The sequence below is a fragment of the Kribbella polygonati genome, from assembly GCF_050320105.1.
In the GTDB taxonomy this organism is placed as follows: Bacteria; Actinomycetota; Actinomycetes; order Propionibacteriales; family Kribbellaceae; genus Kribbella.
The window spans coordinates 1116343-1131977 of sequence record NZ_CP190129.1; the positions used below are offsets into that span (position 1 = coordinate 1116343).

A 15635-nucleotide genomic window follows, 5' to 3' on the forward strand; every position below is an offset into this window, starting at 1 on the left:
GTCAGCGCGCCCCCTCGTCGTTCGGTACTGAGCCAGACCCTGGGCCAGTGTGCACCATCGGTGGATCAGGTACGACGGACCTGGCGATGCTCACGTGGACGGCGGTCCATCCGCCGGCGACGCACTGGTTGACCTGCACGCGGGCGGCCGCGCCGAGGAGTTCGTACGCCTCGACCCTGGTCAGCCGGTGGCCGGTGTGCAGGCGCTCGATCAGGTCGGTGAACGCGTGCTGCAGGTTCCGTTCCAGCGGTGCGCCGAACTCGCAGCCGATCGAGCCGAGCGTGGTCGCGGTGTCGAGCCGCGGCGTCACCGGCTCGTCGCCGCCTTTGAGGACGTCGACCGTGATGTGTACGTCGGCGTTCGTCTCCAGCGCGGTGCCGGTGACCTCGGCGTCGCCCATCGAGGCGTGGACGTCGCCGAGGAACAGCAGCGCCCCGGGGACGTTGACCGGGAGCAGGACGGTCGAGCCGGTCGTGATGCTCGGGCAGTCGACGTTGCCGCCGTGCCGCGGCCCGAACTCGAGCGAGCTGGCGGCACCGGCGGCAGCCGCCGTACCGATCGAGCCGACCATCGGACGCACCGGCAGCCGCAGGTCGCCGGCCTTGGTCGGGAAGATGACGGTGTCGCCGTCGAGCGGGCAGATCCGGGTGTCGGGGATGCCGTCGTCGAGCGGGCTCCAGTGGCCGCCGCAGACGCCCTTGGAGTCGCCGGTGACCAGCGTCGCGGCGTACGGCGCGAATGTGCCGAGCTCGATCCGGTCGATCCGGACGGCGAGGCGGTCACCCGGCTCCGCGCCGTCGACGTGGATCGGGCCGGTGACCGGGTTGTACTGCCCGATCAGGTCGAGCAGGTCGTGCTCACGGCCGAACAGCTGCTCACTCGACGACACCTTGTTCGAGAAACAGTCGTACGTCTCCACTACCAGCGAGTCCCCAGCCGCAACCCGTACTACCGGCCCCGCCGCCCGATCAAACGCGAACCCGTGCGCGGTCCGCGGCACCCTGATCATCAGGCATCGCCCCCGAACACGATCCGGCCCGCGCTCATCGTCAGCACCGGGCGTGCCTCGGCGATCCGGTCCGGCGGGAGCCGCCGCGGATCGTCGCCCAAGGCAACCAGATCCGCGTCGTACCCGACGGTGATGCAGCCACGGCGGCCGCCGGCTCCGGCCGCGACCGCCCCGGCGGTGGTGGCGCACGCGAGTGCCTCGTCGACGCTGATCCGCTGCGCGCCCTCGCGGGCGACAGCGAGCTGCACGGCGACCAGCGGATCCGTGTCCCGCTGGTCGACCCGCAGCCCGAGCCGCCGGTCCGACCCGATCGTGACGACCACCCCGGCATCGAGCAGCGACCGGTACGGACTGAGCATGCTCCGGAACTCCTCACCGCCACGCGCCGCCAGTACGGGGCCTTGGGCAACGATCTCCCACGGCTGCACCTCGACGGCAACCCCCAGCTCAGCCAGCCGTACGACGTCCGACCGCTCCACCCGGCGCGCATGGATCACCCGGTGCGGCGGCAGCCCGGTGCCGACCCGCGACGGCAGCCCGGCGAGTACGTCGAGCGCCTCCGCGACCCCCAGATCGCCCATCGCGTGGATCGACAGCGCGGCGCCGAACGCGTCCGCCCGCTTCCCGAGCCGCCCCGCCTCCGCGGCCCCCGGATACCGGAACGAGTCGATCCGCGGACCGCCTGGCTCGGAGTACCAGCCGTTGTCCAGCGACATCTTGAACCCGGCGAACGTGATCAGCGGCGACGACGTCCGCACCTCGGCGAATTCGTCGACCCGCCAGATCGACGGCCGGAAGCTGTACCGCAACGGCAACTCCCCGGCCAGCGCGTCGATCAGCCCGACGTCGGTGAACGAACGCTCCAGGTGGATCGGCGTCCGGCGGTCCTCGACCGGGTACGTCGCGATGTCGTGCACCTCGGTGATCCCGCGCGCGGACAGGTCGGCGAGCAGGTCCCGCAGCTCCGCGAGCCTGCGCGCGCGGTTCGGCGGCGGTACGACACCCGCGGCGAGGCGGCTCCAGATCGCGGTGCCACGCAGTACGCCGGTCGGCGCGCCGGCCGGACTGTCGGGGGACCGCTCGATGCGGCCGCCGGACGGGTCCGCGGTGCCGGCGTCGATGCGGCAGCGCCGCAGGGCGACCGTGTTGAGGATCGCGATGCTGTGGTCGAGGCTGCGGAGGAACAGCGGGCGGCCGTCGGTGGCGGCGTCGAGTTCGGCCAGGGTCGGCAGCTCGGCCTCGGGCAGGTTGCCGGGCAGCCAGTCCCCGCCGGTCACCCAGTCGCCGGGCGTGACCCGGGCGGCGACGGTCCGGAGACTGTCGAACGCCTCGTCGTGGGTGGTGGTGCCGGACCAGTTGACGGTCCAGCGGTCCTCGGCGCTCCAGCCCAGGTGCGTATGACTGTCGACGAAGCCCGGCAGCAGGGTTGCGCCGTCCAGGTCGACAACCCGCTCGGCCGTCGGTTCCGGCTCGCCTGGCCGGCCGATCCCGCTGATCACACCACCGGTCACCGCGACCCAGCTCGGGTCACCGGAGATCTTTGCTTCACGCAACAAGATGTCAGCCATCGAGCTCCTCGATCCGGGCGGGGCGGGCGTAGACGTCGAGCCGGTCGTGCTGCAGCGAGCGGAGTTCTCTCCGCCGTACGTCGACCACCGACGGGTCGAGGTCGACTGTCAGGACGGCCGGCGTGTCGTCGGCCCGCGCGACGACGGTGCCCCACGGATCGACGACCATGCTGTGCCCGTACGCCGAGAACCCGGTCGCATCGGTCCCGATCTGCGCCGGGGCGACGACGTACGAGAGGTTCTCGATCGCCCGGGCGCGGAGCAGGGCCTCCCAGTGTGCGGGCCCGGTGTACGCCGAGAAGTTGGCGGGGACGCTCAGCACCGTCGCCCCCGCGTCCGCGAGGTTCCGGTACAGCGCGGGGAACCGCAGGTCGTAGCAGATGCTCAGGCCGACCGTGATGTCGCCGGCCCGGACCACCGCGGTGTCGGCACCGGGCACCGTGAATGCCGCCTCGTCGTCGGCGGGCGCGCCGGTCCGGTCGAGCCGGAACAGATGCACCTTCCGGTAGCGCGCCGCGATCCGCCCGGACCGGTCGAACACGAGACAACTGTTGTACGCGTGCGCGGCATCGCCGGACGGCGTCCACACCCCGCCGAGTACGACGTTCAGCCGCAGCTCACGGGCCAGTCCGGCGATCCGCCGCAGCGCCGGCCCGTCGTCGTCCTCGACGTACGCCGGATCGTACGGCCCGCGGTAGATGCTTGCCTCGGGCAAGAACACGATTCTGCTGTCGCCTGCGGTCCGCAACGCCTTCTCGATGTGGTCGAGGTTGGTGTCCCGGTCCGCTCCGGACCCCAGCTGGACGACGCTCACCCGGGTCATGACGGCACCACCTCAGCTTTTGGGGCGAGGGCGTACGGGATGCACAACGGGCTGCCGGTGCGCGGGTCCGCGATCACGTCGGACTCGATGCCGAACACGTCCCGGACCATCGCCTGGGTCAGTACCTCGTCCGGGCGGCCGTTGGCGTAGACGTTGCCGCCGCGGACCGCGACCATCCGGTCCGAGTACGCCGCCGCCTGGTTGAGGTCGTGCAGCACCATCAGGATCGTCGTACCGTGCTCGTGGTTCAGGCGCCGGAGCAGCTCCATCAGCTCGAGCTGGTACGCGACGTCGAGGAACGTGGTCGGCTCGTCGAGCAGGATGATCTTGGTGTCCTGTGCGAGCGCCATCGCGATCCACGCCCGCTGCCGCTGGCCGCCGGACAGCCGCTCCAGCGGGCGGTGCGCGAGGTCGGTCATGCCGGTCTGGTCGAGCGCCCAGGCGACGGTCCGCCTGTCCTCGTCGGACTTGATGCCGAGGAACTGCCGGTGCGGGTAGCGCCCGTGCTCGACCAGGTCCATCACGGTCATGCCTTCCGGCGCCGTCGGGCCTTGCGGGAGGATCGCGAGTTGCTGCGCCAGCGTCCGGGACGGGATGGTGGCGATCTCCTTGCCGTCCAGCAGGACGCGTCCCGAGCGCTGGTCGAGCAGCCGGCCGATACAGCGCAGCAGCGTGCTCTTCCCGCACCCGTTCCGCCCGACCAGGCTGGTCACAGCACCCTCCTCGATCTCGAGCGAGAGATCGGGGATGACGACCAAGGGACCGTAGCTGAGCCTGAGATTCTCGGTGCGCAGACGTGAACTCATGCGCGCATTCCCTTCCGGAGTTGGAGGAGGAAGTACGGTGCGCCGAGCACCGCGGTGAACAGGCCGACCGGGATCTCGGCGGGTGGCAGGATCGCGCGGCCGAGGGCGTCCGCGACCACGACCAGGAGCGCGCCGACGCAGGCCGCCGCCGGGATCAGCAGCCGATGACCGGGACCGACCAGCCGACGGCACAGATGCGGCGCGAGCAGCCCGACGAACGCGATCGTCCCGCCCACCGCGACCGCCGAACCGGCCAGCGCGATCGCGATCCCGAGCAGCCCGAGCTTCACCCGCTCGAGCCGGGACCCGAGCGCCCGCGGTACGTCGTCGCCCAGCCCGAGCAGGTTGAGCTGGTCGGACAGCAACCACGCCAGCGGCAGCAGTACGAGCGTCCACGGCGCGACCTGCTCGACGTGGATCCAGGTCCGGCCCCACAGGCTCCCGGTCAGCCACCGCAACGCCGCCTGCACGTCACCGGTGAACGACGTCGTCACGATGATCAGCTGGATCAGCGCCAGCGAGAACCCGCCGAACGCCACCCCGATCAGCGCCAGCCGGCCGGGGTTCACGATCCCGTCCCGCCGCGACAGCAGGTACGTCGTACCGCCCGCGACGGCCGCGCCGCCGAAGGCCGCGGCCGGCACCTCCCAGATCGCGGCCGCGCTGCCGGCGAAGCTCAGTACCAGCAGCGCGGCCAGCCCCGCACCGCCGTTCACGCCGACGACCGCGGGGGAGGCCAACGGATTGCGGGTGACGGCCTGCAGGATCACGCCGGACACCGCCAGGCTCGCGCCGACGCACAGGCCGACGACGATCCGGGGGAGCCGGAACCCGATCACGATCCGGTGGTCGGCGATCGTGCCGGTACCGGCCAGCGCCCGCAGGATCCGGCCGAGGTCGATCCGCACGGCACCGATGCCGATGCTGACCACCGCGACCGCGACCAGCAGCGCGAACAGCCCGAGCACCACCAGCAGCCGGCGGTGCGCGGCCCGCCGCAGGATCGTTGCGGAGGGCAACACTTCGGTGAGCGTCGTCATACGACACCCCTTCCACGGCGGGCCAGGTAGATGAAGTACGGCGTACCGATGACCGCGGTCAGGACGCCGACCGGTACCTCGGTGTTCGGGATCGCGATCCGGCTGATCACGTCGGCGCCGACCAGCAGCGCCCCGCCGTACACGGTGCCGAGGCCGAAGACCCGCAGGTACGACGTACCGACCGACCAGCGGACCATGTGCGGGACCAGCAGTCCGACCATCGCGATCGGCCCGGCGACGGCGACCGCCGCGCCGGCGAGGACGACCACGAGCGCGAGTGCCTGCAGCCGGACCCGCTCGACCGGGAGGCCGAGGCCGCGGGCGACGTCGTCGCCGAGGGACAGCACGGTGACGGACTTCGCGAGCAGAAACGCGCCGCCCAGGCCGATGACCGTGTACGGCAGCAGGGTCTCGACGCCGGACCAGTTGGCGCCGTCGACGCCGCCGACCAGGTAGCGGAGCAGGAACTGGATCGCGTTGTCGTTCAGTACGACGACGCTCATCACCAACGCGTTCGCGAGCAGCGCGACGGTGACTCCGGCCAGCGCGACCCGGCCCGGGGTCATGTCGACGCCGGCCACGATCACGAACACCAGCGCGGCCGCGGCCGCCGCGCCGGCGAACGCGACGAACGGCATCAGGCCGATCCCGCCCAGGCGCAGCGGGCCGACCGTGTACGTGACGAGTGCGACCGCGAGCGCGGCGCCGGCGTTCACCCCGATGATCGACGGCTCGACGATCGGGTTCCGGGTAACGCCCTGGATCAGCGCGCCGGACACCGCGAGCCCGGCACCGATCAGCAGCGCGACCACGGTCCGGGGCAGCCGGAGACTCGTCACCGCCGCCGTGAGCTGTGGGTCGGCGTGCCCGGTCAGGGCCCGCAGGACCTGACCGGGCGACGCCGTCCCGGTCGAGCCGACCATCAGGCTGAGTCCGCAGGCCACCAGCAGGACGAGCACGCCGGCGCCGAGGGGGATCCGCAGAGGACGGAGGCGGTCAGCGGCTGGTGCCGTCAGTGTTTGTGCCATCGGATCAGCCCTTGGCGAAGGCGTCGACCGTCTGCTGGACCATCAGCGGCACCGAGAGCGCGCCGCGGCCCACCGACCAGATCCCGCGGTCCACGGTGTGCACCTGATTGCCTTGCACAGCAGGGATCGAGTCCCAGAGCGCGTTGCCCTTCCAGGTGTCGGTGACCACCTGCGAGCCGGGATCGACGGTCAGGAACATCACGTCGGGCTTCGTCTGTGCGAGCGATTCCAGCGGCGCCTGCTCGCTCAGCTTGCCCGGAACCTCTTTGTAGGCGTAGCTCAGGCCGAGTTCCGTGAGTACGCCGGCCTGCATCGAGTTCGCGGTGAACGCGAAGAACTTGTCCGGTGTCGGTACGCCGATCAGCGCCCGTTTGCCGGCGTCGGCGGCCAGCTTCGTCCTGCCGTCGGCGATCGCGCTCTTGACGCTCTTCTCCACCTCGGCGGCCTTGTCCGCCTTGCCGACCGCCTGGCCGAGCTTCTCCAGGTTCGGGTAGAAGTCGGCCCAGCTGGAGGTGTCGAGGATCAGCGTCGGAGCGATCTGCGAGAACTGCTCGTAGTCCTTCAGATGCTCGCTCTTGTCGGCGACGATCAGGTCGACGGGCTCGGCGGACAGTACTTCGAGGTTCGGTGAGATGCGGCTGCCGAGCGAGGTGTACTTGCCGAGCTTGTCCTTGAACTGCGGCGGCAACGGGTTCCCGCTGCCCGGCTGTTGCTCGTCGGCGATCATCACCGGCTGCACACCCAGCGCGAGCAGGTCTTCCAGGAACTGCCACTGCATGACGGCCACGCGGACGGCGGGCTTGGGCAGTTTGACCGGCCCGGTCGCGGCCTGGACCGTGACGGCCTGGCCGCCTTCCGCGGCGGCATCGGTCCCCGAACCGCTACCACCGCAGGCAGCCGTCATGGCTGCCACCACAACCGCGGCGATCAGAACTCTGGCATTCATAGGTGCTCCTTACGGGACAGGGGAGAAGGACTCAGCGACCTGTGATATGCGAATGCTGTATATCGCTCGAAGGTAGGACGGTCCAATGACACTGTCAATGGATCGAGCAAGTTTGCCCCTGAAACAGTTGCTACAACTGCGGGGCGGCGCGGCGCGGCGCGGCTTCAGTTGGAGGGCTGGGCTTCGGTGAGGAGTTTCTGGGCCATCTGGCTGAGGTGGGGGATAGGGGAGCCGGCGGCGAGGGTGAGCCAGCGGATCGCGGCCGGATCGTCGTGGCGTTCGCGGTGCAGGGCGGCCAGGTTGATGGCGGCCATCGTCGCTGTTTCCGGGTCGTCGTCGGCCGCGAGTTCTTCGAGTAGTGCGCGGGAGCGGTCGTGGTCACCGAGGGTGAGGAGCAGTACGCCGAGGCGCATCCGGGCCTCGCGGGACTCGAACGGGGCGGTCGAGTCGGCGGCGGCCTCGTAGAACGTACGGGCGTCGTACGGGAGTCCGGCGCGTTCCTTGAGTTTGCCGAGGTCGAGGGCGGCGGACAGGACGGACGGCGCGTAGCCCGAGTCGTACGCGAGCAGCAGGTAGAGCTCCGCCTCGGTGTCGTTGCCGTGGTCGGCGGTCATCCGGCCGAGGGCGATCGCCGCCTGGGTCATCCGGCGGCCACTCGGGTTCTCCAGCGCGCGGTGCAACTGCTCGACGGCCTCAGGCTCGCGGTCGAGGTGCAGGAGGAGCTGGGCGCGGCGCAGTGCGACGTCCGGTTCGGCTTGGGGGCCGGCCAGCGCGAGTGCGCGGTCGAGTGTTGCCGCGGCGTCCTGGAGGCGTTTCTGGGTCAGCTCGAGCAGCGACATCATCAGCTCGCCGGCGCCCCGGGTGCCGGCATCCAGGCTGTGCCGGGCCTGCTCGGCGAAGTCGAACGCCTCGGCGACCCGGTCGGCCGCGACCAGGTCGTCGAACCTGTTCAGCGCGCCGTCGTAGTCGAGCCCGAGCGTGGAGATCTCCGCCTGCCGGACAGCGAGGCTCGCCGCGATCTTCGCGTCCCGCCGTCGCCCGAACCAGCCGCGCCGCCTGCCCGCGTCGTTCATCGCCGCCCCTCTTCCGTCTCGTGCACTCGATACCCGATGCCCCGGACCGCCTCGATCCGGAGCGTGTCACCGGCCCGGGCCCGGAGCCGCTCGACGACCTCGTCGACGCCGGCACCGCACTCACGCTCGAGCCGCGCACGCGTCACCACCGCGCCCGGCGTCCGCAGCAGCAGTTCGAGTACGGCGTACTCCGCACCGTCGACCGCGAACCGCTCCGCCCCTGGAACCGGGGCGGCCACCGGCGCGCGGCAGATGCTGCGCACCCGCTCGACTATCTCCGCTGGATCCACCGGCCAAACCAGGTAATCGTCCGCGCCGTACTGTACGAGCGTCGCCCCGTCGTCTCCCGCCGTCAGCACCAGCACGGGAATCGTCTCTCCGCCCTGCCGCAGCGCGCTCACCAGCGCGACGTCGTCCGCGACCAGCCCGTCGTACGCCGCACCCGCGAGTGCCCGCTCCGCGAGTGCCTGCTCGGCCGCGGCCCGATCGCCCACGGCCGCCGCCTCGAACCCGCCCGCCCGCAGAGCCGCGACTGCCCCAGCTCTGGCCTCGCCCTCACGATGCAGTACCAGAATGCGCACGACAGCCGAGTCTATTCGAACGATCGAACCCTGCCGGCCACGGTTCGGGTCAGCATGTGGGCATTGTCCACTCGATCGGTTGACTTAGGGCTCAATAGAGGCAGGACCCCTCGACGAACGGAGCTGCGATGACGCTGGACGACGCCTATCGACTGCGGTACGGCGCGGGGACGCCGTTCGTGCCGCCGACAGCGTGGAGCGAAGTGCTTGCACAGCAGCTCGGTCACCGGTCGGTGCGGGCGTACCGGACGGATCCGGTGCCCGACGACACGCTGACGGCACTCGTCGCGGCGGCGCAGTCGGCGCCGACCTCGGGGAACCTCCAGCTGTGGAGCGTCGTCGCTGTCCGCGATCAGGAGCGACGTGCCCGGCTGGCGAAGCTCGCCGGCGAGCAGGACTTCATCGCCCAGGCCCCGCTGTTCCTGGTCTGGCTGGCCGATCTCGCCCGGGCCCGTCACATCACGACCGAGCTCGGATCCGGCACCGCCGAGGCCGCGGACTTCGTCGAGGCGGCCCTGCTCGCGTTCGTCGACGTCGCTCTGGCAGCGCAGAACGCGGCGCTGGCCGCGGAGTCGCTGGGGCTCGGGACGGTGTTCGTCGGCGCGATCCGGAACCGGCCCCTGGACGTCGCCCACGAACTGGCGCTGCCGCCGAACGTGTTCCCGGTGTTCGGCCTCACCGTTGGTCATCCCGATGAGCTCGGCACGAACGCGGTGAAGCCCCGCCTCCCGCAGCAGGCGGTCCTCCATCACGAGCAGTACGAACTCGAACCGCAGGCCGCACAGGTGACGACGTACGAAGGGGTGCTGAACGCCTTCTATGCAGAGGCCGGGCTGCCGGCCGGCTGGATCGACCGGGTGGTCGCCCGGTTCGGGACGGTCGCCGGCCTGAAGGGTCGTGAGCACCTCCGGGAGGCGCTCAGGACCCGCGGCTTCGAGCTGCGATGACAGCCCTCACCGCGGCCCGCTACCGGAAGATGTAGAAGCCGGTCACGGCGGTGGGGAGGATGCCGAGCAGCGGCCAGAACGAGACGGGGCTCTTGCGGTGGATGGCGAGGATGCCGACCGCGGTCATGACGCCGATCACGCCGGACATGATCCACAGGCCGACGCCCTTGCCGAAGTCGCTGTGCGAGACGCCGATGCTGTACACGGCGAGCGTGACGGCCGGGACGGTGCCGACGTGGAACAGCACCGCCGAGACGACCCAGCGCTGGACGGTCTCGATGTTCATCGGCTTCGGGGTGCGGCGGCGGATCGTCCGCCGGGTTCGTGGTCGCTGGTCGGCGTACGGTGCCTCTTCCATCAATCCTCACTTCGTGGTGGCGTCGCGCGCGGCGGCGATGACGTGGGTCAGCCGTTCGTGGAGTTCCATCAGCTCGCCGACGTCCAGGCCGAGCCGGGCAACGACGGCCGGCGGGACCTTCAATGCGTCGGTGCGCAGTGCCCGGCCCTGGTCGGTGAGCGAGACCGCGAGCGAGCGCTCGTCGCGGGTGTCGCGGTCGCGCCGCAGCAGGCCGGCGCTCTCGAGCCGCTTGAGCAGCGGGGACAGGGTCGCGGGCTCGAGCTGGAGCATCCCGGACAGGTCCTTCACCGAGACCGGCTCGAACTCCCAGAGCGCGAGCATCACCAGGTACTGCGGGTGTGTCAGCCCCAGCGGCTCGAGCACCGGGCGGTACAGCGCGATCACACTCCGGGCCGCGATCGCCAGCGCGAAACACACCTGGTGTTCGAGCGCCAACGGGTTCTCCGGCAGCGCCTGTTCGGTGGTCACAGGTCGAGAATAGCAATAGTTAGTGCACTAACGATTAGTGAGTTAGCTAACGCCGTCGTACAGATGGGAACTGCCGGTCCCAACGGGGACCGGCAGTGGGAGAGCGGATGGCTACTTGGTCGGGGGCATGAGGACGGAGTCGATCAGGTAGACGGTGGCGTTGGCGGTCTTCACGCCGCCGCAGATCACGTTCGCGCCGTTCACCTTCAGGGCGTCGCCGGAGCCGGAGACCGTGACGTCCTGCGTCTCGACGGTCGGGTGCTTGCCGACCACGGCGGTCGGATCCAGTTGGCCGGCGACCACGTGGTACGTCAGGATCTTGGTGAGCAGCGCGCTGTTGGTCTTCAGCGTGTTGACGGTCGCGGCCGGGATCTTCGCGAACGCGGTGTCGACCGGGGCGAAGACGGTGAACTCGCCGCCGTTGAGGGTCGGGACCAGGTTGACCTTCGGGTTGAGCTTGCCGGAGACGGCGGCGACGAGGGTCTTGAGCAGCGGGTTGCCGGAGGCCGCGGTAGCGAGCGGCGCGGCGGCCATGCCGTCGATCGAGCCGGCACCGGTCGGGTTCGCCTTCGCGTACGCCGCGCAGCCCGGGCCGACCATCCCGCCGGCGGCGGCGTTGCTCGCCGGAGGAGTCGTCGCGCTGGGTGTCTCCGCCGGTGCGGACGAGGAGGTGGACGAGGAGGCGGACGTGCTCGTCGAGGGCGAGCTGGTGGACTTGGAGTCGTTGCTGCCGCAGGCCGCGGCCGTGAGGACCAGGGCCAGAGTGGTCGCGGTGAGGCCGGCGCGGACGAGGATGCGGGACATGACGTTCTCACTCTCGATTGAGGTCCGCGAGCAGGCCGCTCACGGCTGTCAACGAGGGGTTCGCAGCCGTCAGGCCCGCGGATAGGTCGAGCCGGCAACGAGTTCGCGCACCCATCCATCCGGGGTGCGGCGGCGAACGGTTGGTGTCTTGTCGATCAACCATCGTTGGAGTCCCGGCATGCTCACCCTCGCGTTCATCGGACTGATCGGTGGCCTGATCACCGGCGTCTCGCCCTGCGTCCTGCCGATGTTGCCGATCATCTTCTTCGCCGGTACGACGGGAAGTGCCGAGCGCGTCCGCCGGGACTGGCGGCCGGTGCGGATCATCGCCGGGATCGTGGTGAGTTTCAGCGTGTTCACGTTGACCGGGTCGGTGATCCTGTCGGCGCTGGGGCTGCCCGACGACTTCCTCCGCTGGGTCGGGCTGATCGTGCTCGCCGTGGTCGGCCTCGGGCTGATCGTCCCGGCGCTCGGGCACCTGATCGAGCGGCCGTTCTACCGGCTGCCGAAGCTCAACCGGCAGGACAGTGGCGCGTTCGTCCTCGGTCTCGGCCTCGGCACGCTGTACGTCCCGTGCGCCGGCCCGGTGCTCGCCGCGATCACGGTCGCCGGCGCGACGGGCCACATCGGCTGGCGGACCGTCGTACTCACGGTCTCGTTCGCGATCGGGGCGGCGCTGCCGCTGCTGATCTTCGCGTCCGCCGGGTCGCGGATCGCCCAACGGGTGAAGGCGTACCGGGACCGGGCGCGCGGGTTCCGGATCGCCGGCGGGGTGGTGATGCTGGTGCTGGCGGTGGCGCTCGCGTTCAACATCACGGACCTGATCCAGCGGTCGTTGCCGTCGTACACCAGTGGGCTGGAGCAGAAGGTCGCGGAGAACAAGACCGTGCAGGGCGCGCTCGCGCCCGCGATCGGGAACGCGTCGACCGAGTTGGCCAAGTGCACGCCGGGTGCGGCGGCGTTGGCGGAGTGCGGTACGGCGCCCGCGATCCAGGGCACGCAGCAGTGGTTCAACTCCAAGCCGGTGACCTTGCCGGAGTTGAAGGGCAAGGTCGTGCTGATCGATTTCTGGGCGTACTCGTGCATCAACTGCCAGCGCGCGACACCGCATCTGCTCGCGTGGGACAAGGCGTACCGCGGGCTCGGGCTGGAGATCATCGGGATCCATTCGCCGGAGTTCGCGTTCGAGAAGGATGCCGGCAACCTGGCGGCCGCGATCCGGTCGGCCGGGATCCGGTACCCCGTTGCCCAGGACAACAATCTCGCGACGTGGACGGCGTACCGCAACCAGTACTGGCCGGCGAAGTACCTGATCGACGCGAACGGCGTCGTACGGTCGATCAAGTTCGGCGAGGGGTCGTACGGGCAGACCGAGAACCAGATCCGGGAACTGCTGACGCAGGCGCATCCCGGTCTGAAGCTGCCGGCGCCGGTGGACGGTACGGTCAAGGCCGAGGTCGCGGGCCAGGACCTGACGCCGGAGACGTACCTGGGCTACTCGCGCTCGGAGAACTTCAAGGGCACCGGGTCGCTGGCGCCGCGGCAGACCGCGACCGCGTTCGGGCTGAACGCGTACCAGCCGAACGACACCTACAGCCTCGGCGGCCGCTGGATCGTCGGCACCCAGAACGTCACCTCGACCGCGGGATCGCAGGCGCGGCTGAACTACAACGCCGCGAAGGTGTACCACGTGCTGTCGGGGCACGGCAGCGTGACGATCTCGAGCGCCGGGCAACCCGACCGGACGATCACCGTGAACGGTACGCCGAACGCCTATCAGCTCGTCGACAGTTCCATGGTCCAACGGGACACGCTGACGCTGACGTACTCGCCGGGCGTCTCGGCGTACACGTTCAGCTTCGGGTGATCCGCTCCGGGACCTGCTCGATCCGGGTCCAGCCCTTCCAGCCGCGCTCCTCCATGATCGCGAGCAGCCGCGCCGCTTCCGGGGCGGACTCGAGCATGACCGCGTCCAGCAGTTCGACGAGCCGCTCGTCGAACGGCTCGTCACCGAGCTGTCCGGCCTCGGCCGCGCGGATGTACAACCGTTCGAGGATGTCGGCGATCTCGATCAGCAAGGTCTCGTCGCCGTCGTTGTCGACCGCCTCGCTGACCAGGCTGTAGAGCTTCTGCGCGTCCGGGTCCTCCAGCTGCTCGTGCTTCGACGCGATCACGGCATCGATGACCTCGGGCACCTGGGCCGCGATCATGATCCAGGCGTCGCGTTCCATCTCGATGTAGCGCTCGCTGATGCCGTGACTCCGCAACCGGTCGAGGTAGCCCACCACGCTCTGCGGGAGCGCGAGATGGTCGCCGGCGGCCAGCTTGGCGAGTCGCCGGCGGCTGTCCTGCAGCCGCCGGATCTCCGCCCGCAGGTCCTTGTCGATCCGGTGGACGCCGTCCTCGAACTCCTCCGGTGCCGCGTCGAGCAGCTCCTGCACCCGGGCCAGCGGTACGCCGGCCTCGGCCAGCGTGTGGATGCGGATCAACCGGACGACGGCGGCGGAGTTGTACGACCGGTACCCGGAGCGGTCGCGGCCGGGCTCCGGCAGCAGCCCGATCTTGTGGTAGTGCCGTACGGCACGCACCGTCACCCCGGCGTACGCGGCCAGCTGGCTGATGGTGAGCATGGGTCCAGCCTGCCTCAGCCGGCCTTCCGTCGATAGGCCATCATCGCCAGGACGTACGCCACGACGAGTACGCCGACGCACCACGCGAGCGCCGTCCAGATGTCGTTGCCGACCGGCTGCTGGGCGAACAGCGCCCGGATCGTGTCGACGATCGACGTCACCGGCTGGTGCTCGGCGAACCACCGCACCGGCCCGGGCATGGTCTGCGTGGGCACGAACGCCGAGCTCACGAACGGCAGGAAGATCAGCGGGTACGCGAACGCCCCGGCGCTCTCCACCGACCCCGCCGTCAGCCCGGGGATCACGGCGAGCCAGGTCAGCGCCAGCGTCGAGAGCAGCAGAATGCCGGTCACCGCGAGCCAGGCCAGTACGCCGGCGCCGGATCGGAAGCCCATCAGCAGCGCGACGCCGACGACGATCACCAGCGCGATCAGGTTGGCGACCATCGACGTGACGACATGCGCCCAGAGCAGGCCGGACCGGGCGATCGGCATCGACTGGAAGCGTTCCAGGATCCCGCTCTTCAGGTCCATGAACAGCCGGAACGCGGTGTACGAGATGCCGGACGCGATCGTGATCAGCAGGATGCCCGGCAGCATGAAGTCGATGTACTTCGCCCCGGTGTTGATCGCGCCGCCGAACACGTAGACGAACATCAGCATCAGCGCGACCGGGGTCAGCACGGTCGTGATGATGGTGTCCAGGCTGCGGGTGATGTGCCGCAGCGTCCGCACCGTCAGGGCGGTGGTGTCGCTCAGGAAGTACCGGTTCATCGCTCGTCTCCAATGACGGCCAGGAAGATCTCCTCGAGCGTCGGCTGCTTCTCGACGTACTCGACCTTCGCGGGCGGCAGCAGTTGCTTGAGTTCGGCCAGGGTGCCGTTCGCGATGATCCGGCCCTGGTGCAGGATCGCGATCCGGTCCGCCAGTTGCTCGGCCTCGTCGAGGTACTGCGTGGTCAGCAGCACCGTCGTACCGGAGCCGGCCAGCTCCTTGACCAGCTGCCACACCTCGATCCGCGCCTCCGGGTCGAGGCCGGCCGTCGGCTCGTCGAGGAAGATCACCGGCGAGTCCCCGAGCAGGCTCATCGCGATGTCCAGCCGGCGCCGCATCCCGCCCGAGTACGTCGCGACCCGGCGCGCACCCGCCTCCGTCAGCGAGAACCGGGCGAGCAGGTCGTCCGCGACCTGGCCCGGGTCCGCGAGGTGCCGCAGCTTGGCGACCAGGACGAGGTTCTCCCGGCCGGTGAGGATCTCGTCGACGGCGGCGAACTGCCCGGTCAGACTGATCGACTCCCGGACGTCGTTGGCCTGCGCCGCGACGTCGAAGCCGTTCACCGTGGCGGTGCCCGCGTCTGCCTTCAACAGGGTCGCGAGGATCCTGATCGTGGTGGTCTTCCCGGCGCCGTTGGAGCCGAGCAGCGCGAAGATGCTGCCGCGCGCCACCTCGAAGTCCACGCCGCGCAGGACCTCCTGTTTGCCGTAGGACTTCTCCAGTCCTTGCACCTGGATGGCCGAATCTGTGCTCATGGCGATCAGGATGAAGGGTTGACCCT

At 70.2% G+C, this 15635-nt stretch carries 17 protein-coding genes; 2 read left to right on the forward strand and 15 right to left on the reverse strand.

Annotation, left to right across the window (positions count from 1 at the left end; genetic code table 11):
- Window position 1: 1 nt before the first annotated feature.
- The 9 genes from ACQHIV_RS05280 to ACQHIV_RS05320 form a co-directional block, all read right to left on the reverse strand.
- Complete coding sequence (locus ACQHIV_RS05280) at window positions 2-1009, reverse strand: acetamidase/formamidase family protein (protein ID WP_427892220.1); 1008 nt, start codon at window positions 1007-1009, stop codon at window positions 2-4.
- Window positions 1009-2577, reverse strand: a complete 1569-nt coding sequence (locus ACQHIV_RS05285) for an amidohydrolase (RefSeq protein WP_427892221.1) — start codon at window positions 2575-2577, stop codon at window positions 1009-1011. The genes ACQHIV_RS05280 and ACQHIV_RS05285 overlap by 1 nt, the downstream gene beginning before the upstream one ends.
- Entirely contained in the window at window positions 2570-3400 is an 831-nt protein-coding gene (locus ACQHIV_RS05290) for a carbon-nitrogen hydrolase family protein (protein WP_427892222.1), read from the reverse strand. The genes ACQHIV_RS05285 and ACQHIV_RS05290 overlap by 8 nt, the downstream gene beginning before the upstream one ends.
- A complete protein-coding gene (locus tag ACQHIV_RS05295; RefSeq protein WP_427892224.1) occupies window positions 3397-4206 on the reverse strand; it encodes an ABC transporter ATP-binding protein in 810 nt (269 codons plus the stop codon). Before ACQHIV_RS05295 ends, ACQHIV_RS05290 begins: the two co-directional genes overlap by 4 nt.
- On the reverse strand, window positions 4203-5246 hold the full coding sequence (locus ACQHIV_RS05300) for a FecCD family ABC transporter permease (RefSeq protein WP_427892226.1): 1044 nt from the start codon (window positions 5244-5246) through the stop codon (window positions 4203-4205). Before ACQHIV_RS05300 ends, ACQHIV_RS05295 begins: the two co-directional genes overlap by 4 nt.
- Window positions 5243-6274, reverse strand: coding sequence for a FecCD family ABC transporter permease (locus ACQHIV_RS05305; RefSeq protein ID WP_427892228.1), 1032 nt, complete (start codon window positions 6272-6274; stop codon window positions 5243-5245). Before ACQHIV_RS05305 ends, ACQHIV_RS05300 begins: the two co-directional genes overlap by 4 nt.
- A gap of 4 nt (window positions 6275-6278) precedes the next feature.
- The gene (locus ACQHIV_RS05310; RefSeq protein ID WP_427892230.1) at window positions 6279-7220 is read right to left on the reverse strand and encodes an ABC transporter substrate-binding protein; all 942 of its coding nucleotides are present in this window, start codon (window positions 7218-7220) and stop codon (window positions 6279-6281) included.
- A gap of 164 nt (window positions 7221-7384) precedes the next feature.
- The gene (locus tag ACQHIV_RS05315; protein ID WP_427892232.1) at window positions 7385-8293 is read right to left on the reverse strand and encodes a hypothetical protein; all 909 of its coding nucleotides are present in this window, start codon (window positions 8291-8293) and stop codon (window positions 7385-7387) included.
- On the reverse strand, window positions 8290-8874 hold the full coding sequence (locus ACQHIV_RS05320) for a response regulator transcription factor (protein WP_427892234.1): 585 nt from the start codon (window positions 8872-8874) through the stop codon (window positions 8290-8292). The genes ACQHIV_RS05315 and ACQHIV_RS05320 overlap by 4 nt, the downstream gene beginning before the upstream one ends.
- 128 nt (window positions 8875-9002) lie before the next feature.
- Here ACQHIV_RS05320 and ACQHIV_RS05325 point away from each other — a divergent pair, with 128 nt between their 5' ends.
- Window positions 9003-9821, forward strand: coding sequence for an NADPH-dependent oxidoreductase (locus ACQHIV_RS05325; protein WP_427892236.1), 819 nt, complete (start codon window positions 9003-9005; stop codon window positions 9819-9821).
- A 19-nt stretch (window positions 9822-9840) separates the two neighbouring features.
- Here ACQHIV_RS05325 and ACQHIV_RS05330 read toward each other — a convergent pair whose 3' ends face one another.
- The 3 genes from ACQHIV_RS05330 to ACQHIV_RS05340 form a co-directional block, all read right to left on the reverse strand.
- The gene (locus ACQHIV_RS05330) at window positions 9841-10179 is read right to left on the reverse strand and encodes a hypothetical protein (RefSeq protein ID WP_427892238.1); all 339 of its coding nucleotides are present in this window, start codon (window positions 10177-10179) and stop codon (window positions 9841-9843) included.
- Window positions 10180-10185: 6 nt separating this feature from the next.
- Window positions 10186-10647 carry a MarR family winged helix-turn-helix transcriptional regulator gene (locus tag ACQHIV_RS05335; RefSeq protein ID WP_427892240.1) on the reverse strand — a complete coding sequence of 154 codons (462 nt, stop codon included), beginning with the start codon at window positions 10645-10647 and terminating at the stop codon, window positions 10186-10188.
- Window positions 10648-10758: 111 nt separating this feature from the next.
- On the reverse strand, window positions 10759-11451 hold the full coding sequence (locus tag ACQHIV_RS05340; protein ID WP_427892242.1) for a fasciclin domain-containing protein: 693 nt from the start codon (window positions 11449-11451) through the stop codon (window positions 10759-10761).
- Between the two features lie 178 nt (window positions 11452-11629).
- Here ACQHIV_RS05340 and ACQHIV_RS05345 point away from each other — a divergent pair, with 178 nt between their 5' ends.
- Window positions 11630-13318, forward strand: coding sequence for a cytochrome c biogenesis protein CcdA (locus tag ACQHIV_RS05345; RefSeq protein ID WP_427892244.1), 1689 nt, complete (start codon window positions 11630-11632; stop codon window positions 13316-13318).
- Here ACQHIV_RS05345 and ACQHIV_RS05350 read toward each other — a convergent pair.
- From ACQHIV_RS05350 to ACQHIV_RS05360, 3 genes are read right to left on the reverse strand one after another with little or no spacing between them, the layout of a single operon-like run.
- Window positions 13305-14081 (reverse strand): MerR family transcriptional regulator, encoded by a 777-nt coding sequence (locus ACQHIV_RS05350; protein ID WP_427892245.1) that lies wholly within the window; start codon window positions 14079-14081, stop codon window positions 13305-13307. The two genes, ACQHIV_RS05345 and ACQHIV_RS05350, sit on opposite strands and share 14 nt — an antisense overlap.
- A 14-nt stretch (window positions 14082-14095) precedes the next feature.
- Entirely contained in the window at window positions 14096-14854 is a 759-nt protein-coding gene (locus tag ACQHIV_RS05355) for an ABC transporter permease (protein ID WP_427892247.1), read from the reverse strand.
- A complete protein-coding gene (locus tag ACQHIV_RS05360) occupies window positions 14851-15609 on the reverse strand; it encodes an ABC transporter ATP-binding protein (RefSeq protein ID WP_427892249.1) in 759 nt (252 codons plus the stop codon). Before ACQHIV_RS05360 ends, ACQHIV_RS05355 begins: the two co-directional genes overlap by 4 nt.
- Window positions 15610-15635: the final 26 nt, after the last annotated feature.

Bases quoted from the DNA above. Each gene is read 5' to 3' on its own strand.
- ACQHIV_RS05325 (WP_427892236.1), top strand. From the start codon at position 9,003: ATGACGCTGGACGACGCCTATCGACTGCGGTACGGCGCGGGGACGCCG.
- ACQHIV_RS05330 (WP_427892238.1), bottom strand. From the start codon at position 10,179: ATGGAAGAGGCACCGTACGCCGACCAGCGACCACGAACCCGGCGGACG.
- ACQHIV_RS05300 (WP_427892226.1), bottom strand. From the start codon at position 5,246: ATGACGACGCTCACCGAAGTGTTGCCCTCCGCAACGATCCTGCGGCGG.
- ACQHIV_RS05360 (WP_427892249.1), bottom strand. From the start codon at position 15,609: ATGAGCACAGATTCGGCCATCCAGGTGCAAGGACTGGAGAAGTCCTAC.
- ACQHIV_RS05340 (WP_427892242.1), bottom strand. From the start codon at position 11,451: ATGTCCCGCATCCTCGTCCGCGCCGGCCTCACCGCGACCACTCTGGCC.
- ACQHIV_RS05280 (WP_427892220.1), bottom strand. From the start codon at position 1,009: ATGATCAGGGTGCCGCGGACCGCGCACGGGTTCGCGTTTGATCGGGCG.
- ACQHIV_RS05295 (WP_427892224.1), bottom strand. From the start codon at position 4,206: ATGAGTTCACGTCTGCGCACCGAGAATCTCAGGCTCAGCTACGGTCCC.
- ACQHIV_RS05315 (WP_427892232.1), bottom strand. From the start codon at position 8,293: ATGAACGACGCGGGCAGGCGGCGCGGCTGGTTCGGGCGACGGCGGGAC.
- ACQHIV_RS05305 (WP_427892228.1), bottom strand. From the start codon at position 6,274: ATGGCACAAACACTGACGGCACCAGCCGCTGACCGCCTCCGTCCTCTG.
- ACQHIV_RS05345 (WP_427892244.1), top strand. From the start codon at position 11,630: ATGCTCACCCTCGCGTTCATCGGACTGATCGGTGGCCTGATCACCGGC.
- ACQHIV_RS05355 (WP_427892247.1), bottom strand. From the start codon at position 14,854: ATGAACCGGTACTTCCTGAGCGACACCACCGCCCTGACGGTGCGGACG.
- ACQHIV_RS05290 (WP_427892222.1), bottom strand. From the start codon at position 3,400: ATGACCCGGGTGAGCGTCGTCCAGCTGGGGTCCGGAGCGGACCGGGAC.
- ACQHIV_RS05285 (WP_427892221.1), bottom strand. From the start codon at position 2,577: ATGGCTGACATCTTGTTGCGTGAAGCAAAGATCTCCGGTGACCCGAGC.
- ACQHIV_RS05310 (WP_427892230.1), bottom strand. From the start codon at position 7,220: ATGAATGCCAGAGTTCTGATCGCCGCGGTTGTGGTGGCAGCCATGACG.
- ACQHIV_RS05350 (WP_427892245.1), bottom strand. From the start codon at position 14,081: ATGCTCACCATCAGCCAGCTGGCCGCGTACGCCGGGGTGACGGTGCGT.